13 protein-coding genes and 2 pseudogenes are annotated in these 20941 nt (G+C 61.9%); 7 read left to right on the top strand and 8 right to left on the bottom strand.

The genetic code is table 11. The features are described from left to right. Nucleotides 1-10: 10 nt before the first annotated feature. Nucleotides 11-511: an SRPBCC family protein gene (locus tag V6S67_RS03655; protein WP_334208949.1), complete on the bottom strand. Its 501-nt coding sequence runs from the start codon at nt 509-511 to the stop codon at nt 11-13. A 104-nt stretch (nt 512-615) separates the two neighbouring features. Here V6S67_RS03655 and V6S67_RS03650 point away from each other — a divergent pair, with 104 nt between their 5' ends. Beyond that, entirely contained in the window at nt 616-1407 is a 792-nt protein-coding gene (locus V6S67_RS03650) for an alpha/beta fold hydrolase (RefSeq protein WP_334208948.1), read from the top strand. A 75-nt stretch (nt 1408-1482) separates the two neighbouring features. Here the strand turns inward: V6S67_RS03650 and V6S67_RS03645 are convergent, their stop codons facing one another. Then, nucleotides 1483-3315 (bottom strand): hybrid sensor histidine kinase/response regulator transcription factor, encoded by a 1833-nt coding sequence (locus V6S67_RS03645; RefSeq protein WP_334208947.1) that lies wholly within the window; start codon nt 3313-3315, stop codon nt 1483-1485. 802 nt (nt 3316-4117) lie between these two features. Here V6S67_RS03645 and V6S67_RS03640 point away from each other — a divergent pair. Beyond that, on the top strand, nt 4118-5962 hold the full coding sequence (locus V6S67_RS03640; protein WP_334208946.1) for a hypothetical protein: 1845 nt from the start codon (nt 4118-4120) through the stop codon (nt 5960-5962). A 144-nt stretch (nt 5963-6106) separates the two neighbouring features. On the opposite strand, the gene V6S67_RS03635 is transcribed toward V6S67_RS03640, so the two are convergent. The 3 genes from V6S67_RS03635 to V6S67_RS03625 all read right to left on the bottom strand — a co-directional run bounded on the left by V6S67_RS03635 (nt 6107) and on the right by V6S67_RS03625 (nt 8960). Beyond that, nucleotides 6107-6370 (bottom strand): hypothetical protein, encoded by a 264-nt coding sequence (locus V6S67_RS03635; RefSeq protein WP_334208945.1) that lies wholly within the window; start codon nt 6368-6370, stop codon nt 6107-6109. A 239-nt stretch (nt 6371-6609) separates the two neighbouring features. Further along, the gene (locus tag V6S67_RS03630; RefSeq protein ID WP_334208944.1) at nt 6610-7494 is read right to left on the bottom strand and encodes a hypothetical protein; all 885 of its coding nucleotides are present in this window, start codon (nt 7492-7494) and stop codon (nt 6610-6612) included. Nucleotides 7495-8708: 1214 nt separating this feature from the next. Then, entirely contained in the window at nt 8709-8960 is a 252-nt protein-coding gene (locus V6S67_RS03625; RefSeq protein WP_334208943.1) for a hypothetical protein, read from the bottom strand. Nucleotides 8961-9411: 451 nt separating this feature from the next. On the opposite strand from V6S67_RS03625, the gene V6S67_RS03620 reads away from it, so the two are divergent. Beyond that, a complete protein-coding gene (locus V6S67_RS03620) occupies nt 9412-9591 on the top strand; it encodes a hypothetical protein (protein ID WP_334211638.1) in 180 nt (59 codons plus the stop codon). Here the strand turns inward: V6S67_RS03620 and V6S67_RS03615 are convergent. Further along, a complete protein-coding gene (locus V6S67_RS03615) occupies nt 9542-9946 on the bottom strand; it encodes a helix-turn-helix domain-containing protein (RefSeq protein WP_334211509.1) in 405 nt (134 codons plus the stop codon). The genes V6S67_RS03620 and V6S67_RS03615 overlap by 50 nt on opposite strands. 593 nt (nt 9947-10539) lie before the next feature. Between V6S67_RS03615 and V6S67_RS03610 the strand changes: the two genes are divergently transcribed. From V6S67_RS03610 to V6S67_RS03595, 4 genes and pseudogenes are all read left to right on the top strand, one after another. Then, nucleotides 10540-12483, top strand: coding sequence for a hypothetical protein (locus tag V6S67_RS03610; protein WP_334208942.1), 1944 nt, complete (start codon nt 10540-10542; stop codon nt 12481-12483). A 46-nt stretch (nt 12484-12529) separates the two neighbouring features. After that, nucleotides 12530-13327 (top strand): annotated as a pseudogene (locus tag V6S67_RS03605) (integrase core domain-containing protein); the annotation flags it as partial. Nucleotides 13328-13534: 207 nt separating this feature from the next. Further along, a pseudogene (locus V6S67_RS19930) lies at nt 13535-13978 on the top strand (IS30 family transposase); the annotation flags it as partial. Nucleotides 13979-14005: 27 nt separating this feature from the next. Continuing rightward, on the top strand, nt 14006-14476 hold the full coding sequence (locus tag V6S67_RS03595; protein ID WP_334208941.1) for a DDE-type integrase/transposase/recombinase: 471 nt from the start codon (nt 14006-14008) through the stop codon (nt 14474-14476). A 180-nt stretch (nt 14477-14656) separates the two neighbouring features. Here the strand turns inward: V6S67_RS03595 and V6S67_RS03590 are convergent, their stop codons facing one another. Then, nucleotides 14657-15313 carry a hypothetical protein gene (locus V6S67_RS03590; protein WP_334208940.1) on the bottom strand — a complete coding sequence of 219 codons (657 nt, stop codon included), beginning with the start codon at nt 15311-15313 and terminating at the stop codon, nt 14657-14659. Nucleotides 15314-15496: 183 nt separating this feature from the next. Continuing rightward, a complete protein-coding gene (locus tag V6S67_RS03585) occupies nt 15497-20929 on the bottom strand; it encodes a DEAD/DEAH box helicase (RefSeq protein ID WP_334208939.1) in 5433 nt (1810 codons plus the stop codon). Between the last annotated feature and the right edge of the window lie 12 nt (nt 20930-20941).

Below are 20941 nucleotides of genomic sequence, written 5' to 3'. Positions count from 1 at the left end.
GGTCAGTGCACTAGGACAGGTCATCCTCACGTGACGTGCCGGACTCGGCAATCCGCTTGATGGCGGCAAGGGTTGTCGGGATGCCGTCGAGCGCCTGCCGGGTCCGGTCGTCGATCTGCGCGGGTGCATCCTCCCCGAACTTCTCGTCGAAGAAAGCGATGCCGCCCGGCAGGAAATCCCAGGATTCGGTCAGGGTTGTTCCGGTGCCGGCCAGCGCCAGTGTGTAGCCCCAGCGTACTCGATCGCCGCCGACCACCCAGGCGAACTCACGGCCTCGCTCTGCGGCCACGACCTGCGACCGGGTCTCCCAGGTTCGGTGCGGAAGCTCATTGCGCCCTGTGAACCAGGCGCCGACCTGGCCTGCACTGACGTCGTCCTCCCACCAGCACCGGGCACACACCGGGCTCCACTCGCCGGTGCGGGTGATGTCGGAGACCAGATCGTAGATGCTGTCCGCCGATGCCTGGATCGTGACGGACTCCTGGTAATGGCGGATCTCTGTCTGGCTCATGCGCCCATTCTTACAGAAGGTTCCCTTCGTCCTGCGGGGATCAGCTACAGCGATGTGGGCCCACATAGACTGGGTTTTCGCGCCGGCTACGGAAGGCCCCCCACATGTTGAGCACCGAACGAACCGGCACCGGAAAGCCACTCGTCCTCGTGCATGGGCTCGGCTCGAGCGTCCGCACCTGGGATCCCGTCCTCCCCCTGCTGCAGGAACAGCGCGAGGTCATCGCGATCGACCTCCCCGGATTCGGCAGCAGCGAGCCGCTCCCGGGTGAGGTCACCATCGCAACCCTCACGGACGCCGTCGAGCAGTTCCTCGAGCAGGAGAACCTGCGCGACGCGGACATAGTCGGAAGCTCGATGGGTGCGCGGACCGTGGTCGAGCTGGCGCGCCGGGGTCACGCCGGCAACGTCGTCTCCCTCGATCCCGGAGGATTCTGGAACGACACCCAGGTGCGCATCTTCAACGGCAGCATCACCGCGTCCATTGCACTGGTACGGCGCCTCCAGCCCGTCCTGCCGTCACTCGTCCAGCACGCTGCGGGCCGGACGGCGCTGCTCGCCCAGTTCTCCGCGGCCCCCTGGAAGCTCGACCCGGACCTCGTCCTGACGGAGCTCCGCGGATTCGCCACCTCGCCCAGTCTCGACGAAGCGCGTAGATCGCTCGCGCACGGGCCGCGCCAGGCAGGCGCGCCGCAGGGGACGATCAAGGGCACGCTGGCATTCGGCTGGGGCCGATCGGACAGGGTCACCCCGCTCAGTGAGGCCGCCGTCGCCATGTCTCTCTATCCGGACGCCACCCTGCACGTCTTCGAGGACTGCGGGCACTTCCCGCACTGGGACCAGCCGCAGGAGACAGCCCGGTTCATCCTCAACGCCACCGCCGCTGGGTCTTCGTAACTATCCTCCGAGCCGCACACCTGTCACGCGTGCTGGTGGCGCCTCAGTACGTAGGCTGAGGACCGGTGCCGCAGCCTACCTGGAGTTCGCGATTGCCTGGCCCTGGTGCTGCAGGCCTACCAGCATGGTGCGGTTACGTGCGCCGGTCTTCCGCAGCATGGCGCTCACGTGCTTCTCGACAGTCTTCACCGAGATGGCGAGCCGCGTGGCGATCTGCTTGTCCGCCAGTCCCTCAGCCAGGAGGTCCCGTACCTCGAGTTCGCGGGCCGTCAGTGATATCGCCTCGTTTGTGTCCGCCGCGCGACTCTCCGTGAGGCGTGTAAACATCGCCCCGTCCAGCAGGGCGTCGCCGCGGGCGGCGGCGACGACGACGCGTGCCACCTCCGCCGGCGTGGAAGAAAGTGAAAGGAAGCCGCGTACGCCCGACGACGCGGCGGCCGCCAGCAGTTCGTCCGCGAAATGGTCGACGACGGCGACCACCGGCCGCTCGACAGTGTCCGTTCCCGTCGCCCGGGCTTCGGCATACCGAGACAGCAGGTGCTCGTCGAGGACGATCATGTCCGGCTGCAGGAGGGACACCGCTTCGGTGAGGTCCTCGAGTGTCCCGAACTCGCCCAGTACCTGCACCGACGGCTCGGACGTCTCGAGCAGCCGGACGAGCCCGGCCCGGAGTAGGGGCTGGGTGCAGGCGACGAGGACCTTCCACCGTTCCCGGGAGGCGTCGCCGTTCGAGGAGTACGGCACCTGCGCTCGGACGCTCGTCCCCCAGCCCAGTGTCGACTCCACGTGGAGTTCGCCCCGCAGGTAGTGGGCGCGGGCTGCCATGCCGTGCATCCCGAGCCGGCTGCCCTTCAGGTCCGTTCTCTGCTGGCCCTCGAACCCGCGGCCGTTGTCCTCGACGACGGCCGTGATGCCGGCGGTGTCGTAGAAGATGCCCACCCGGCACGCGGTGGCGCTGGCATGGGCCACCGCGTTGGCCACGGCTTCCTGGATGATCATGAAGAGCTGATGGGCGACGACGGGTGCCAGTTCGTGAGGATTGCCGGTCACGAGGAGCGTCACGTCCATCGGATCGTTCGCGCTCACCCGGTCGAGTTCCTGGCGGACCGCCTCCTCCAACGAGCGGTCGGCCAGGCTGGAGGGTCCCAGCCCCAGCACGGTGCGGCGGGTCTCGAAGAGCGCCTCGTGGGCGAGCACCCGTGCGGAGTCTATGTGCTGGGTGGAGGGCGAGCCTGCTGGCGTCGCCTTGTCCGCACGGTCGAGATGCAACAGGAGCGAGCCCAGGGACCGACCGATGGTCTCATGCACCTCCTGCACGGCACGCTCGCGTTCACCCGCGACGGCGGCCTCGCGTTCCTTTGCAGCGGCGGCCTGGTGGAGCCGGGAGTTCATGATGGCGATGGCGGCGTGGTTGGCGAAGAGTTCCACGAGGGAAGCATCGGCTGGGCTGAAAACCCGGCCAGGCCCGTCACTGAAGATGGCGAACGTGCCGATGATGGTGCCGGCCCAGGTGATCGGGACGCCGATGACGGCACTCCCCCACCGCGGATCCGCCGCGTCGATGTGGCCCATCGGCACGGATGCGTAGCGGTCGAGGATGACTGTGCCGCGTGTCTTCACGATTTGCCCGGTGAGGCCCTCGGTCAGGGGGAAGGTCTGGCCCTCCCGGCAGCCGACGCCCTGGTCCACTTCCTTGCGGTAGTAGCCCTCGGCCTCGTGGACGATCGAGATGGAGCCGCTCTCGCACCCGAGGAGGGCGGCGGCGTGCCCGAGTACACGTTCGAGGAGCGGCACCAGCTCGAACTGCCCGGCGAGGTCGCCGGCAAGTTCGGTGATGCGGTCCAGCTGTGACGGCGGGGTGTGGCTGTGCTGGTTCCGAGTGTTACTGGGCGTGGGAAGCTGCTGCATGTACGGCACCTGTCTCCTGCAGCCGGGCGCGACACTGCGCACGGAGTTTCAGGATAGCGGGCTGTAAACCCGCTATCCGCGCCGGGAGTCCACCGATCGCACCCTTTTGGGTACCAGGTCGATACCCAGCCCAGGAGGGGAGCCTTACAAGTACCTTAGGAGGACCCGCGCGAATGTGTCTCCTGTTGCTACCAGCCACTTGACGAGGTCTTCCGACTGAGCCTCGTCCAAAAGTCCCCGGACGGCTCATGACGAGCTTCGACGCGTTACGGTGAGGTTCGGCGTCCCGCTCAAGGCGCTTACGCGCCTTCCGGGCGAGGTATTCGAATGGGGTGCTGTGGATGCCCGCCTTCCAGCACTGCGGGACACGCCCGTAAGGCGATGAAAGCTCTTGAGAAAGGCGGTCACCGACCAGCCGGAGACGGGCGACAGAAAGGGCAATGAAAGACCCTGCACTGCACACTCACCTCCCAACGACACCAGAACAGCTGCGCAGCGGCAGCGAGCAGCAACTCCCAGCCGCTCCCCCACCTACCACCCCCCTGATGACATCGTGTATTGATTTGTCGAGAGCATTTACGCACCAGAATTGAGAATGCTGCCGTAAAATAGCTAAGGCCCTAACGACCATATGGAAGCCCCAATGGGCGGCAGCGCAGCAGCAACAAGAGTAGCTCGCAGGAGTGGCAGCAGTGCCCTCAGCACCACGATTCGAAGCCAAGGCCAGGCAAGCACGAGGAAGCCGAGGTCTAGGATCGAGAATCCGCAACGTGCCGACACCTCGCCAAGCGACACTAGAAACGTGGCTAAGAAGAAAATTGCACGAAAGTTACGAGGGCAGCTGATGCTCCAGATTGCAGCAGGACGATTCTTTCGTCCCCATGTCCCGCTTAATGAGACCGAGCACCGCTACACGGTCTACAGCAACGCCTGGTTCATCGGTGACCCGCCGATCGCATTGCCGGTCGGCGAAGTGATCGCTTCGACGGAGATGGGGCACATCTCATCGGCGATGATCGCGGTCGTCGACCGACTCGAGCAACAACGCCCCGACGGTACCGATGACTTCATGATCGCCACTAGTGGGACAGACCTCGTCGATGACCTTGCCTACCTGATGACGTTTGCGTTGAACCGCACCGTGAGCCGGAGTTACGACCAGACCCGGCGTCTGGTTACGGGCGACGGTACACCGCGCGGACGCTCGGCCAACGATCTTTTCCCGGAGCTGTTTGAACCGAGGCAAACGGTCCAGCCCGACCAGTGGGACGATCTCCGGCAGTTCATGCGCGACCTTCTTAGCCTCAGCCGAGAGGACTTCGCGCGTGTTATGCGAGTCATCCGCAACGCGGTCGATGCGACACGACGAGCCCTCGATGACCCCACCGGCGCCTATACCGACCTGGTCGCTGCACTTGAGTCAATGTCGGACGACGAGCTGTCGACTCCAGTGACTTGGGACCGCTACGACGGTTCTAAGCGCAAGATCGTCGACGCGGCCCTGCTTGATGCGGGTGAGGTTGTAACCGACAGGGTGCGCGCAGCTGTCCTCGAAGCTGATCGGGCAGGTCTGAAACGACGTTTCGTCTCCTCTACCCTGGCCCGACTATCACCGGGCTACTACCGCGATGACGCAGTGGGAACTGTCCGGCCGCCCCGGGCGCCCGACATCGAACGGATGCTCAGCATCGCCTACGACATCCGGTCGCGACGAAGCCACGTACTCGAAGACCTCGGCGAAGGCGTGTGGGTCTTCACCGACGGCGCTGAGACGGCCTACGAGCCGAACTTCGAGCGAGTGCTTACCCTCGCCGGCCTGTGGCGCCTCATCAGACATGTCGTCCGTCGGTATACCGCCGACGCGGATAAGGTGGCGCCCGCACCCTGGGACTACCGCGACGCCCTGCCAGGCATCGTTGAGGTACAGCTCGCGCCTCAGTACTGGATTTGGCAGACCGGCGGCCTCACGGCGGCAACGGCAACCCGCCGGCTTGATGGCTTCGCCGAGGCACTCATCGGACGGATTGCTGGGGATCACAGCGACGGATTCCCGCTCGATCAAGTCTGTCAGGAGATTGAAAACTTGGTTCCCACGCTGTCCGACGGCGAGGCCAAAACGGCCCTCATCGCAACGCACATACTCTGGCATGCATGGGTTGACCCAGCTCGTCACCGCCCCGAGGCAACGACGTTCATTGATGACTATAAGGCTGTATTGGACGCGCCCTCGGCCAGTGCGTTCACAGTTTCGCTGTTATCCAACCACCCGATGCCGGCATGGAGTGTGAATGAGTGGGTCACCATGGCTCAGGCCCGAAACGACGCTCGGCACACCAAGAGCCAAGCGCCACTTCCCCCTGTCATCGACGCGCTGATTCAACTATTCATCGCCGACGAGCTTGAAGCCGCCGGCAGGCACGACGAGGCGATCAAGTTCGCCGCAAACGCCGTCGCAGAACTCCCCGGAAACCAGGCTCTTCTTGCGTGGGAAGCGCGCCTCATTGCAGGCAACCATGATCCCGATTTTGATGTTCACACGTTCGTCTTTGGCGAGAACAAGGGCGAAGACAGCGAAGAGCCCTCCGGGCATGAGCAGCCCGGCGAACTTTCAACCAAACACGCTGAAGCGACAACGGTTCAACCTTAAGCAACCGTTGTCATCAGATGGACGCGCACCGCGGGCCGGCTGGTGTACTAGGGACGCGCGAGTCAATAATCAGCAAGGTCGCACCACCCAGCCTGCGGTTGAGCCTCCCCGACCAAGGCCCTGCGCCCCTGCATTCGCGCTTGCTCAAGGCGGATGCTGAATTTGAACCAAGAATGTGAAATCGAACCCCGCCATGGACCATCGCTTGCCGCGCTCGGTCTCTTCCGCTTCAATTTGCGCGACTGCGGTGCCCATCGCGCCAGGAGACAGAGTTGGATCGAGGTCCGCAGTCGGCGCCTCAATCCGCTCTGAAAGCGACTTGTAGGCCGGGAACGCTAATCCAAGTGGATGTCTGGTGATCGGGTCATGGCCTCTCCTCACGAGGAGCTGAAGCTGCACCTCGGACACCCAATCACCCACTGCAAGCTGACCGCTCCCGAGGGACACGACGCCGGACCCAAGCTACCGGCCCGGTGGGGTTCCTGCCTAGGCGTAGTAGTGGGTCAGGGGCGCTCAAAGAAACTTGTCGCCGTCTGCGGAAACGACCGTGCGCAGAAGGTAGTTATAGCCGTCACCGGCGGATCTTACTCGCGTCGAGACCGTCGCAGGCAGCAGGTGCGCTTCCCTGCTTGGCGCTGCTGATCACGTCAGGCGAGCAGCCTCTTGCAGGCGAACTCCCCGCCCTGGTCCTCAATGACGAACTCGTCCCCATCCATCTCCGCGTACATGGCCGCGATTCCTTCCGGTTCGCCCGTGCCTCGGAAGCGGACGCGGTCAGAGTCCGTTTGAATCAGATAGGCGGTGCCGGTGCACTCGCATGAAGTAATGAATGCGTAGAACCGCCCCTGATGCGCTTCCCGTAATAGGACCGCGGGGTAATAAATGTCGTGCTTACGGCACAGCGCAGGGACTTTGACAGAGCCATTCTCGAAGGCGCTCCGCGGGAGGTGAGCTGCCTGGGACCACGGTTGCAGTCGAATCTCCCCGCCCGTTGCGCTCAACGTGTGCCCATTCGCGAGAGCGAGCAGAGACTTCTCCGTGCACGTCTGGCCGACTGGCCACGTCACCGGCGTGTCCGATGGCCACAACGGTGGCATCCCCAGATCCGTCGTCGTGTCCACCCGAAGACCCGGAGTGATGAACCGCACGCCGTGCAGGAGGACCGCACCAAGGACAACCGTCATCGCGTACCCCTGAGGTAATGGCGGCTCGGGGAAACCTGGAATCCGAACCGTCAGCGGAGTGACTCGTACAGCCGAAAATCCCTTCACTCCCTCGAATCTGCCGATCCAGAACTGGCTGAAATCCAGCGGTTGCACCAGTTCGCGGCGCTCGTAGAGCGCTCCGTACTCGGACGGGGAAAGCCCGTAGCCGTTTTCCCGCTGCTCCTTGCTGGAGAGGAGCATCGCTGTCAGGGCGGTCTTGTGAACCCAGGCAGCGATCGCCGCCTGATCTTCCGGCGCGATGATCCCGGGCTTGTCTAGGATGAGCGGGGTCAACACGCGCTGCGCGACAGTTTCGAGGTTGCTCATCCACCCGTTGTTACACAAGGCGCAGAAGCTCTTCACGGATTGCCGGTAAGGGGGCTGCTCTCCCATATCGCGCGGCAGAGCATTCAACGGACCCGCATGGTGACGCATCGGACCTAGATCCAAGCCGGTCCTGCTCACCCACTGACCGAAGACGTGCTCGCGGGTGAGGGGCCCCGCCAACCCACAGAAAGCACAGGATTCAGGCATGCACTTATTCTCCGCTACTGGGGGTCATGAACAGCGACGGAGGTCCGAAAGTGGCGGACCGCGCATACTGAGCGGAGTTAGCGCGGAAGTCCCGCTCGACGTTTACCGTTTACATCATTGAGTCGACTTCAACGGGTTTTTCGCAGCTCTGCGGTAGAACCACACGCACGCTGCCAGGAGAACAAGGTTCAGTCCCTGTACCGGCCAGTAGAACCCAGTCGCAGAGCGCCCTTCATACGACACGCACACCCAATTGCTAGCCATCCATAGCAACGCAACAACTCCCATTGCCACAGCTTGGCCTTTTGTCGGCCACTTCCTAGCTTTGGACCTCATGAACCGAGCCTACGGGCAGGGTCGATACGCAGCCGCGCTAGCTCGGCACAGAGTATGCCGCTCAAGGATCCGCTACTGGGACGGACAACACGCCCGGTACCTAGCACTTGTCCCGGACGTGCCCTCCCCTTGATATCGCGGAACTCAACCCTTGTAAGCAGCAGTGAACCGTAGATTTTGGTACTGAGTATTGCCACACAAAATTAGGTTCTATGAGTTGTTTCGCGCTGTCGCGACCGTGTGTAGCAAATACGTTCGATTCAGCTACAAGCGCCCACGTGCACTCCATGTTCCGCCATGCGGCCCCGACTGACAGCGTCGGTTACGGAGGTCACCGATGGGATAGACATTACGCATCTGCCGCACTTGAAGCGCAAACTGCCGGATAGGCTCGGGAGCCCTCCAAACGGTTGGCTCCGTGCCTTCACTTCAGGACTCCGTCGCATCTAACGGATGTTTGAGGCCGCGCTGACAGTAAGCATGATTCGTGTACTGGCCAGAACGTCCATAGCCCGCACTCTCCCTTTGCCGCTCCTCGTGCCTTGCGGAGCTTTCGCGAGAAGTGCAACTCGGGGATACCGTACTTAGCACATCCTGGTGGTATTGGGCCCCCCATTCGCTGGGCCTGCTCACAAACGTATTCCTCAGTCGAAGTGGAATCGGTCCCGACTTCATTGACTTTTCCAAGCAAACCAACGAAAAAAGACAAAGACGACAGCGGCGACAAGAAACAACCCCATTAGCACTATCGAGCCATAGAACTGTGAGCGATGAAGTTTTCTGGGCGTGACCATCATGTTGATCATTTGATCGTCCGGGCCTGTACCCCAATAACGGTCATACAAGGGTCCTTTAGTTGAAGACCAATAGCCGGCGTGGGTGACGGGTGCTGTTCCCTGAGCGGGCCTGTAGGCATTGCTCATTGATGGCTTGCTTGGTGGTTGGGGCCTTGATGGCTGGGCCTGGCCTCGCGGCTGGAGCTGTTCGAGCTTTTTGATAGCGGGCTGGTAGTTGGGGTCGATCTCCGTCAGGCTCCCGCCTCACGCGCAGTGATCACACCCTCGGAAGTGGGAGCTCCGTCAAGGTTTCGACGACGTCGGTAAGATCGCTCACCGGAACTCTGCCCGACACACTGCTTCGATCGAACCTTCTCCAGGAATGTTTACCGGCGACCAACGCCCGAGCAACCTCGCTAGGCACATCCGCTACGAGGAAAACTTGGCCTTGGGCGTCGAATCTCATCACACCGAACCTCCGACCCTCCGACCCTCCAAATAGCCTCGGTATCAAGACGGACGAAACGGGTAACGTCCTTCGCGGAAACAATTCCCACGTATTCTCAGCCCTTTGCGGCCAGGCCGGGCAGGACAACCTGTGAGCAACTGGGAATTGGGATTGGTGGACTCGTCGTCGCTGAAACTCCTCGCCGGCGTAGCCCTTGTTCTAGTGCTAGCCACCGTGATCGCGTGGCTTCTGGGCTGTCACCTGGGCATCACGAGCACCATCACAAACCTGAAGCAGCGTATCGCCGCACCAGCGTTGCACGATGTCTAGACCCTCGATCACCCCTGTTGCAAACACCGTGAACAGGCCCTAGAACAACGCGATTCCAGCGCCGGTGCGTAGTTGCGTTGGGGTGTACTTGGCGCAACACATCCCGCAAAGACCTAGCAGCGAGCTGTATGAGCTCGGATTCGATCGCACGCCATACAGTCTTCCATGACGTCCCGAGCTGCCGGGCGAGACCTGCGATGGTTGCGTGTTCCCGGCGGAGCTGTCCGATCGCCCAGATGACCGCGCATGTGGTGATCGACCCACGCGCAGCAACCAGTGACGGGAACTGTTCGACGAACGTCTTGTTGACGCAGTCCGCGTCACCGCACCGCCAGATGCGTTGCCGCCAGATCATTCGTACTCGGATTACTCCGGGTACGTCGTGCAGAACCCGCCGGCGCCTGCCACGGCCGACAGCGATGATCCCGCACCCCGGGCAACCAATCAGCCCGACCGGCGTCGAGACAGTCACCGTCAGCAGTCCGTCGTCACGCTCGACCTCCTCGACCTGCTCGACGTGGAGACCACCAAGGCCCAACAACGAGTTGCAGCGCAAACAAGGATTAATAGCAGAGCGCGCGTCAGCGCACCCCGAAGTAGGGTGAGACACGTCGAGGTCCTCGGGTCGGGTCCGTCAGTTGGCGCTTCTGATCCTCACGACCTCGGCCCCTCCACGCCACCCCTCAACCGGCGGGCCTTAAACACTTACCCCCACCGAATGTCCCAAGAGCCCGCATTTAGGATGTACCTCAACGCCACAACCGATCACCGGTCGTCAGTCGCGGAACACCAATCGCCAATCGCCGAACACTGGTCTTGTACTCTGATTCGTAGCCTTCCTTCAACAGCGTGTCAGATTGCTAATCTTTGTTCCTGCCTAGCCCGTCACCCAAGGGAAGAGACGAGCAACGCCAACTATTTAGTTTAGTAGCGGGAGAGAATATGAGTGTGCAGACCACCCAGAACTCAACGGCGGAATGGCGTGCTCTAAACCATCTCGTCATCAGTACAATTCGAGCAGCCCGAGAACGCTCCGTTCTAACAAGATCCGCGCTGGCCCATCCCACGCTCGCACAAACAGTGCTTTGGGCCGATACGGTTTCTCGCAGTCATGACAAAACAGCTCAGCCTCGCCCGTGGTTACGCAACGCTGCACGTGACGCCGCTAAGGAAGCTTATGAAAGCTTGCCGGGAAGCTCAGCGCTATCGGCAGCCCCAGATTGGTATTCTCGGCTTAGCAATAATGAAGTAGAGATTGTACAACCTGGCGAATGGAATCTTTTTTTACAGTCAGTATGCGCAGAATCGATCAACACGGCAGTACATCCAGAACATTTAGACCGCTGGTCTAAAGAATTGGCAATTGGATTGATCGAGGATCAGCGGTCAATCAACGGTCTCCATCAAAGAATGAAGGAGATCATAAGCCAGAAAAAAGTAAGTCTTCTTAGTGCTCAAAGTCAAATTGAAAAACTTCTTACCCCAGCAACTGTAGAGCATATAGTTGCTGTTGGAATTCTCGGAGCTTCGGAACTTATCGACTTCGAGACTTTGATAGTTGATAAATCGGTCACTCTTCTCAGTGACGCGTCCCGCGAAGTAGGATTTGAACTTTGGGGAAAGGCAGGAGAACGAGTAGCAGATTTCGTTCGCACAGCTTCACGCCAGCGACTACTCTTTGCCAATCGAGATCACCTAATTGGTCCGCGTATTTTTTTACAGGTACTCGTTACAGCGTCAGATTCGGAAAGCGCTGGAAATAAGGCGCTCAGAATTGTTCAACGCATTCTCGATGCATATCATGCGGCACATCCCACCGCGCTCCTTTCATTGTATTCTTTAGTAGGAACCGCTGAACGACAAAGTAAGAAAAATTCGTTTGCACTTCTTGACCGCGACGAACGAAAAGGGGACTCAATAAACCTTGTTGGTTTCCAACCCATCGAAAAACTCACCTCGACTTTGAGGGTAAATTCGATGATACGCACAGCTCCTGCGACGGTCACACGCGCTTCTTTCAGTTGGGTTGCACTTGACGCAGCAGGGATTGAAAAAGACGATATAGACGCTTGCGGAAAGGCGCTTACGCTTCTAGAACTAAGGCAACTATTTTTCATTTCGTACCGGGATTTCATTCGTTACTCCGCAGCTAGTACACGAACACACAACGACCAAGTCCGTTTGGCTGAAACCTTAAAAAAGCGAGCTCGTAGACTCCGTCGACATGGCGCGGCCGGTCAACTTGCAGATCAACTGAATCTGTCTTCTCTGCATCTGGACGCTGCTGCTTTATTCCATAAGCGATTATCTGTACTTTGCAAAAACCAAGCTGATCGTACTCGCTTCTTACTTAACCAAGTTCAGGTATCTGAGGGTAGCGTCACCTACGGAAATTCGAGCTTTGCAACTTTAGGCGACTTCTCAGCATGGAGCATGACTCTTCGGGAATCGAAAACAAACTCAAATTCCACGAAGGGAGCGGCTTTCAGTGAAATTGCAGCTGAAATTTTTCACGAATACACAACTGAACTTCGGGTTTTAACTGATTTAGCAGTGCATCCTCACCTTTTGAAAAATCGGCTCGAACACCGAACAAAATATTTTAGCGCTCAACTCAAATCGCTTTACTCTGCCCGAAATATGCATCTTCACAATGGCGTACACGATGTTGCTGGAGAAGTCGGCCTGGCGCAACTGGGGCAGTCTCTAGTTGATGCAATGCTGGAGATTTGGTCAATTTGGCTCGCTTCGAGTACCACGATGCGTCCCATAGATGTTGTAAATGATTTGGCGTCGCGGTTCGACCTGGTCGTAGCAGAAACTAGCTCGGGGCGTCTGTTAGAGGACCTAAACCCTGGGATGATTGCTGCGCCAAATTGGGTTCTCCCCTAAGTTGTTATACTTATTTCGTACGCCTTATTACCCGCCACTAAATGACCTGCTCCGAGAGCACAAGTGGGCAGTGCGTCAGATCCACCTCGAACTCGTCCGGGAAGGCCACGGGATCTCTCCGGTGATTGTGGCCCGGTGGTTGCGCAGGCTCGGGATCTCCCGTCGGCGGGACATCGACCCTACCGGTGCCGGGAACCGCACAAGCAGCAGAATAGTGGCCAGGTACCTTGCTCACATGGTCCACCTCGATGTGAAGAAAGTCTGGCGGATCCCCGATGGCGGCGGTTGGCGAACTCACGGGCGAGGATCAGAGGCCGCGAAGGCCGCTGACCGGGCCAAAACCAATGCTAAGGCCCAAGCCAAGACCGCGGGCGCCCGGGTCGGCTACGTGTATCTGCATTCGGCCGTGGACGGGTTCTCACGCCTGGCTTACACCGAGGCCCTGCCGAACGAAATCTTGGCGACCACGATCGGGTTCTGGGCTCGGGCACGGGCGTTTTTCGCCGCTCACGGCATCCACCGCATCACCCGCGCCGTGACCGACAACGGGGCCAACTACCGTGCGAGGAAGTTCAACCGGAGCATCCTGGCCACCGCGGCCCGTCATTAGTGCATCCGACCCCACACTCCGAAGCACAACGGCAAGGTGGAACGCTACAACCGAACCCTGGCCGAGGAGCTTCATTACGCCCGCGAATGGACCTCAGAGGCACAACGCGCCGCCGCGATCATGACCTGGAACATCCACTACAACTACCATCGAGCCCATACCGCAATCGGGAACCGGCCTCCAGCCGCACGCCTCCACCAAGGCGTCACCAACGTCATGACACAGAACAGCTAGTGGTAGCCCTGTCGATAACCGCGCCGGCACGTCCTTACCCAGCGATCAATGTCGCAACTCTCAATCAGCGGTCGGGTCATCGGCGGGCAGCGGGCGGTCATTCCCAGTAAGCCGTCCATGCGGCAGGGCGATCTCAGCCGTACCCGCTGCCCGAGGGTGATCGAAACACTACGACAGCCCCGAAATCACCCAACACAACAACGTAAGGAAGGTGATCTCATCATCAGTGCTCTAGGCGGCTCCACGATCGCCACCCTGGTCGAGCGGACGACCCGGTTCGTGATGCTCGCACATCTCGGCCGCGAGAGGAACGCCGAAGCCGTCCGCGATTCGCTGATCACCACAGTCCACCACCTACCCGCATCGCGTCGGTAGTCCCTGACCTGGGACCAAGGCGCCGAAATGGCCGAGCATCGCGCCTTCAGCGTCGCGACGAACGTCGAGGTCTACTTCGCTGACCTGCCACCCATGATGCTACGACAGCCCACCCAGCCGCTTGACAAACACAGAGGCACCCAAAGGCACCGACCTCGCCCCATGGCCCCACGCATCTTCTCGAAGTCGCCGCGGAATTGAACGACCGGCCCCGTAAATCCCTCGACTGAGAACACACCCGCCGAACGTCTTGCTGCCTTACTGGGAACCTCATAGAGCAACCGTGTTGCGACGACTGCTGGAATGCAAGCGCGCGAGGGAAAAATCTACTGCTGCGCGGTCCTAGACACCTATTCACGGCGAGTCGTCGGTTGGTCCATCGACTCTTCGCCCACGGCCGCACTGGTGACGAACGCGCTGGGAATGGCCATCGACAGCCGGATTGGGAAGAGCACCAGCTTGGGGACGATCATTCACTCCGATCACGGGGTCCAGTTCCGGTTCTGGGCCTTTACGAAGAGGGCGCGTGATTCTGGCCTGATGGCTTCGATGGGCAGCATTAGTGACTGCTACGACAACTCGATGATCGAGTCGTTCTGGTCACGGATGCAGGTCGAGCTCCTGGACCGACAGAAGTGGAACACCCGCATCGAACTGGCGAACGCGATGTTCGACTACCTCGAGATCTGGCACAACCGAAAACGCCGTCATAGCCAGCTTGTATGGCTCAGCCCGATAGAGTTTGAGCGCAACCGCATCATCACCGTGGCATGAGAATCCAAGAAATTCGGACCACGCGAAACCCAGGACACACCACTTCCAGTCGCGATGATGAGCATAAGCTTGATGGTGCCTGGCACGGCTGGGTGCTTCGCGGGATCACTGGCGCGGCATCTGCTTTCCTGGGGCAGGTGCTCTCTTCACCCTGGGTGAGCATTCCGGGATTGCCGGCGGTTACTGCCGGCGTTGCTGGCTGATCTGTTCCGCGGCCCGCTGGATGACGTCGCGGCCGGGCAGGTGGACCTCACCGAAGATGTGCTGTGTGCACAGTTCCAGTCCGCAGGTCCGGAAAGGGGGTCGGGAGTCATTCAGGAAGCGCCTCGCCTGCAGTTTGCGGCCCTCTTTTTCCTTCCGGTAGAGGGGATTTCCGATGTAGAGATCGATGTTCGTGTCACCGGCCCAGCAGTCGACGCGGAACAGGGCATCTGCCAGGGGGTGCTGCCGGACGGGCACCCCTATGTCCCGGAGTACCGCCTGGACGTACTGCTCGCGAAGGAAGGAGTAGTAGAAGTTTCCTATGCGCCAGCGCATGGCGCCCCTCGCGTCATCAGGGGCGGATCCTCGCCGTATTGCTTCCTTGATGGCGTCCCGAGCCGGCGTCCAGGTCATGTCCGAGAACGGGGGCTGCTGTGCGGCGGCCCGGAATTCCTCCCAGGTCGGCAGCTTTCCCAGGTGCTCGGTGATGAAATGAAGGACATGCATGGTCGCGAAGGGTGCATGCCAGTCGCGGATCGAGTGGACGGAGGATATCTGGCTGCGCTTGACGTTGCCGAGGGCATGCGTTGTTGTCTTGCATACCTGCAGGATCTCCTCAGTTTCCAGTGCGAGCACTGTGCGCGCCTCGTGTCTCATGACGACGGAGACAACGTGCCGCTTGTGCTCGGACGCCAGCCAGTTCTGGTAGATCGTCTGTGCGCTGGGAGAACGCCGGAACCGGGAGACGACTTCCATGGCCGTGACCGTCGTGGTCATTGGCTGTTCCCGGGATTGCTGACCGGGATGATGCCCGCTGGGTTAGTCATCGGTTCTGATGCTCCTGATCAGCCCGACAGCATGGCCTGGGTTGCGGTCGAGCATGAACGCGTCGAGGTACACCACCCCGTCGAGGTTCTTGTGGTCCGCGCGGATCTGCTCTGTTGCTTTGGTGAGGCGGGCGGACATCAGGCCGGTTTCCGCGGATTCCAGCGGGTGGCGCAGGATCACCGCGACGCGCCCGTCGGCGGGGTTTTCCCAGAGGCCGCAGGCGGCGAAATGATTATGGATACCTGTCACGTTGTAGACCTTTGCCCAGCTGCTGATGGCCTGCTGGTGGTGGCTGATGTCGATGGCTAGTGCTTGGCCATCGAGGACCGCTCTGAGGTCCCTTGCGAGACGCCAGTCGAGGAGGGCGTGGTAGGCCATGTTGGAGTAGTCGCGGAGGCAGCGGTAGCAGGAGGAGGAGCACTCGGTGGAGTGGGTGCCTCCGAGGTCGGCGAGGTAGGCGTCGATGTCCGCGAGGTATCCGGGAAGGACGCCGGGGGATCCGAGGTGGCTGCTGAATCCTGCTCCGTTCTCCAGCGTGTCGGCGAGGAAGGCGAAGGTGGTGGGTTCGCCCTGCTGCATTCCTGTGTGGATTCCGGCGCTGAATTCCTGGGGCTGGATGTCGAGATTTTTAGCGGCCACTGTCCTCATGAGAAAGCTCAGTGAGTACCATGCGGCCCTGCGGCCCTGGATGGAGTCGTATACCCCGTATGGCTGCGTCCGGCCGCCCCTGAGGTCAAGGCGGAGTCCCTGGGCTTCGCTGACTGCTGAGCGGGGCCCGTAGAACAGGAAGTCTGTTGGCTGGATCGTTCCTAGTGCGGCCATGATGATTGGTGCTGACTGCTGGCTGCCCGACGTGCCCGGGGTAAGTGCGAGGTATCCGCCCCACTGGCCGGCGGGGGGCGCCTGCTGGAACTGAAAGGACTTGCCCGCGTTGTCATTGATTACGTATCTCCTGCCGCGGCCGGAGTAGGCGACGGAGTCGCTGAGGGGGACTTGCAGCAGTGCCTGCAGATCGGCGACGGCTCGGGTGGAGGTCGAGGTGGGTGACCATGAGAAGTTTCCGTCGAAGTCCCTGGAATCGCCTGCCCGGTATCCTTCGGGCTCGCGGAGGTCGATGGTGCCGAAGGTTCCGGGGTCGGCGCCGCACCGCGGGCAGGATTGATCGGCGTGGTCCGCTCCTGCCGGTTTCTCCTCGACGAATGCGCACTGCCTGCAGATGTCGATGAGTCGTTCCTCGCCGAGGGGATTGTCCTCGGGGCGGACGGTGAAGCCGGCCGGGCGGAAGGATGCCACGCCGATGACCGGGTAGATCCTGCCGTCGCGCACGAGCTCGCTGCCCGGGGCGAACTGGCTGACAGCCATTGCCGCATCGCGGTTGATGGTGTTATCCGGTGGCCAGGGGAACGGCGAGCGCGGCCTCTGAAGGTAGAGGTCGCGGACTTTCGAGGGGAAACCGAACATGGGCAGGAGCCCGTTTTCCGCTAGCCGCTGGCTGAGATCGGGATGGCCCGCGGTGTGGCCGGAGGTGATCCGCGAGATGTCCTCGGCGAGCGAGCCGATGCTCTGCCGTGCCCGGGCTAGGTCCTCCGGGGGGAGATCTGTGTATTCCGTTAATCCGCGGATGACGTCGCTGATGAGGTCCTGGCGGTCATGGAGCCATCCGGCGAGCCGCGGGGCGGCTGCCGGCCAGTCGGATACCAGCCCGAACTGGCCGTGCGTGTTGCTACCCGGCCCGGAGAAGCCCTCTTCCTCCGTGAGGGTAGCGGTGAGATCGGCGAATGCCCGTCGGAGTACCTCGCTTCTCAGGGCGCGGATGACGATTTCCGGCCGGTCCAGTGCGAGGTAGGGCTTCGGCGTCGGCTCGTTGGTGATGAGTTCTGGCCGGCCGAAGTAGTATTCGTCGTGCGTCCTGCCCCTGCAGACGGTGAGGGACACGGCCATCGGGGTGAGGCGGCGCCCGGCGCGTCCTACGCGCTGCTGGTAGTTGAATCGCGTGGGCGGCATGTTCGCCAGGACCACGGAGTCGAGGGCGCCGATGTCGACGCCGGCTTCCATGGTGGTGGTGACTGATAGAAGCTCGATGCCGTCGGTTTTCCTGTTCTCTGCCTGGTCGAGAAAGACATTCTGGAAGCGGGCCTGCCTGGACTGGGCGTCCAGCCGGTCGGTCTGGCCGGTCAGCTCGGCTGCTGTCAGGCGGAACTCTCCCTGTGCGTGAACGGCCTTGTACCCGTAGTAGTCCACGAGCTCGCTCTCGCGGGCGGTCCCCTCGGGGAGGTCCTTCCCGCAGTAGGTGCACAGGCCACACGCATACACCAGGTGGCGGCGGTGGCAGTTCCGGCAGATCCATTCGGTGTCCGCCGGCGGGTGGATGGTCACTCCATCGGGGTGGATGAGGAACTTCGAGACGGTTCCGCCCCATGCCCGGAGGACTCCGGCCTGGATGTCGTCCATGTCCAGGCCGAGCCCGGTGGCGGCTGCCTTCCAGAAGTTCTTCAGCTTCCGGGGCGGTGTTTCCGATTCGTTCCTCATACCGGCGAACCTGCGCATTCCCGCGAGGATGCGCAGGCTGGACTGGGCGATAGCGTCCGGGGAGGAGGGGGAATGCTGGACGGCGGCACCTGGCTCCAGCGGTCCGATCCATCCCAGCCCCAGTGATTCGTAGTCGCGTCCTGCTCCCGAGAACAATCCGTCGATGACCTCTTTCTGCAGTGTGAGGTCGATGGCGTCCTGGAGTCTTTCCTGTGCGAGGGACAGGTCCTGCCTGCGTTCCGGGGAGGGCTCCCAGCGGTACATCCGGGACCACGCCGAGGGAGGGTCTTCCCTGGTGTGCTGGAGGGACGCGGCCGGGCCTCCGGGGTTGAGCCCCATCTGCGTCAGGCGCTTGCCGACACGCCCGGTCAGCGCAGGGAGCGCGGGCGGCTCGGACATCCGCCGGATGGCTTCGGCTTCGGGCAGCTCGCTCTCGTCCTCCCAGACCGCGCGCAGGGTGCTGTAGGCTCCCAGGTCCTTATCCTTCAGCCGTTTCACGGCCTCCAGGTTCTCCTGCGTTCGCTCTCCGCCGACGATGCGCTCCCTGGCCAGGGAGATATCGGCGGTGGTCCGGTCCGCGATGGCGAGTTCGGCGTGAAGAAGCAGCCGCAGCAGATCCTGGTAGTGCCGCAGCCCGATACCGGAGGAGAGTTTAGCGGCGTCCTGCCGACTGTCGGTGAAGACGATGGTTTTCCGGTTTGCCGGGTCAAGGTCCTGGAGCAGCTCCGTGATCAGCACCTGGTTGATCTTCTCGAAACCGGTCCGCATGGCCCTGATCGGTGAGCGCTGGCGTTTCTTGTCGTCTCCCCGCACCGGCCCGTCGGCGGTGTGCGTGATCTCCCAGTCATCGGCGCAGTTCGGGCACCGCGTGGGGAACGGGGAGAGCTGCTCGGGGTCCCGCTTGGGAACGCCCGCCGCGGGGCCCTGCCTGGCCGTAGGGGAGGATACGTGGAAGGTCCAACCCGTATGGTCGTCATCCGCCGTCGGGCGCAGTTCGCCGGTCCCGGGCATCAGAACCGATCGGCGGAAGGCGTACTCGACCTTCCTGCCATCAGCGGTCCATTCCAGCTCGTCCAGATCAGGCCGCTGCTGACGGGGCCAGTAGAGCAGGTAGTTGCTGGCAGTCCGTTCAAGGCCTGCCCGGTCGGGGAGCCTGTCGATATCCGACAGGTCGGCCAGGAGGGTTACCTGCGCCCCGGGACGCTGGGTCGAGCCCGCAGGCGCGTAACCTCCGAGGAAGACGTCTCCGCAGTTCTGGCAGTACAGGAATTCCAGCACCCGCGACCCGCACAAGCACCGGCTAACCGGTTCGGAGTACAGGCGCCCGACCGGGCGGCCACTGCTGCTCCCGCTAGGCGCCTGGGGACATGCCGGGTCCGTGCAGGCCCACATGCCCGGGACATTGCGGAAGAACAAATGAGCGCGCAGCAGCGGCCACCTCAGATCCCCGGAGTCTTCTCTTGCTGATCCGGCGGTTTTCAGGAGCTTCTGCAGCGCTCCGGCGCGCGCATCCGCCGGCAGCGCGGGAAACAGGCCGTCCCCCAGGGCCTTCAGTGATTTTGCTTCCGGCTTCGGCTGGGATGTCCCGTCCGAGCCCCGGAAGAAGACATTACCGAGGGCGCTGGCCGCAGCGGACATATCCTCCTTGGAGGGAACGCCCTCAGCATCCGCGAATCCCGTCCCGGAAAGATCCAGCACCGAATCCTGTGCACGCACGAGCTGCCCGGACAGGAAATCGAAGGACTGGCGGGGAACGCCGAAGAATCCCTCGACGAAGCCCTCGTCCCTGCCCGCCTCCAGGGAAGCCGAGGCGGCGATGACCTGGAACTGCCCGGAGTCCTCCGCCAGCCCGAGTCTCATCTTCAGGTTGCGGATCAGCAGCGCGACCTCGGTCCCGGCAGTACCCCGGTAGGAATGCAGCTCATCGACCACGAAGGTGAACCGGTTCGCGGGACTGGCCTCGAGCCACCGACGCGTGGAGTCGAAGTACCTGCTATCGCGACCACGCAGCAGCAGTACGTTGAGCATCGAGTAGTTGGTGATGAGAATGTCCGGCGCCGCATCGGCCATATCCCACCTGGACACCATCTCCGCTCCCCTGGGACGCGCCATGAAATACCGGGAGTCACCCTCAAGCTTCTCCAGCTGCGCGCTCCGGTGATCAATGTCCCGCATATAGGAACGCAGGTTCCGCAAGGCAGTACTGTCGCCGGGCTCCCCGGTGACAGGAGTGGCGCCGGTGTACCGCCCGAAGTAAAAGCGATGACCGCGCCGGTTCGCGTCCAGCCAGCTGCGCGCCGCGTCGCTGTCCAGGGTCCTGCGAAGCCGGATGAGCTGATCATCGACCAGTGCGTTCATCGGGTACAGGATGATGGAGCGGACAGCCTTAACGCGCCCGGTTTCCGTCGCACGCTGCGGCGTGAATGGCGTGCTGCCCCGATCCCACCACGATGCCGGGGATGCCCCGCGCCCGGCCCAGGAGGCTGACTCGGACAGGAGATTCGAGAGCAGAGGCAGCAGGAAGGCTTCGGTCTTGCCTGCACCGGTGCCGGCGGTCACCACGACATTTCGCCTATCGCGCACCGCCGATACCAGCGCGGACTCCTGATGCGTGTAAAGGTCCCGGCCGTCAGGGATCAGTCCCATCCGGGCGAAGTCGGCGAGGTCCGCCGAAGCGCTCGCCGTTGCTGCGGACTCCTCGAGCGACAGTGCGGATACCTTGTATTCCGGTCTCAGCTCGATGAAGGGCTCACGGTAGACGCCATTGTCCCGGTCCAGGATGCGGCGCCGCTCCTGCTCGAGGCTCTTATCCGCGAGCCCGAAAGGGGTGTCGTAATAGCGGAAGTAGGAGCCCCGCAGATGGCTGAAGGTCTCGACGATATCCAGGGTCATCATTCTCTCCTGTGA

Source organism: Arthrobacter sp. Soc17.1.1.1 (assembly GCF_036867195.1).
Classification (GTDB): domain Bacteria; phylum Actinomycetota; class Actinomycetes; order Actinomycetales; family Micrococcaceae; genus Arthrobacter_D.
This window is presented reverse-complemented; position numbering and strand designations above follow the sequence as displayed.

What these genes read in the sequence shown, in the direction of transcription:
- V6S67_RS03655 (WP_334208949.1), bottom strand. Translation starts at nt 511, where the DNA reads ATGAGCCAGACAGAGATCCGCCATTACCAGGAGTCCGTCACGATCCAG.
- V6S67_RS03650 (WP_334208948.1), top strand. Translation starts at nt 616, where the DNA reads ATGTTGAGCACCGAACGAACCGGCACCGGAAAGCCACTCGTCCTCGTG.
- V6S67_RS03645 (WP_334208947.1), bottom strand. Translation starts at nt 3,315, where the DNA reads ATGCAGCAGCTTCCCACGCCCAGTAACACTCGGAACCAGCACAGCCAC.
- V6S67_RS03630 (WP_334208944.1), bottom strand. Translation starts at nt 7,494, where the DNA reads ATGAGCAACCTCGAAACTGTCGCGCAGCGCGTGTTGACCCCGCTCATC.
- V6S67_RS03625 (WP_334208943.1), bottom strand. Translation starts at nt 8,960, where the DNA reads ATGAGCAATGCCTACAGGCCCGCTCAGGGAACAGCACCCGTCACCCAC.
- V6S67_RS03615 (WP_334211509.1), bottom strand. Translation starts at nt 9,946, where the DNA reads ATGATCTGGCGGCAACGCATCTGGCGGTGCGGTGACGCGGACTGCGTC.
- V6S67_RS03595 (WP_334208941.1), top strand. Translation starts at nt 14,006, where the DNA reads ATGCAAGCGCGCGAGGGAAAAATCTACTGCTGCGCGGTCCTAGACACC.
- V6S67_RS03585 (WP_334208939.1), bottom strand. Translation starts at nt 20,929, where the DNA reads ATGATGACCCTGGATATCGTCGAGACCTTCAGCCATCTGCGGGGCTCC.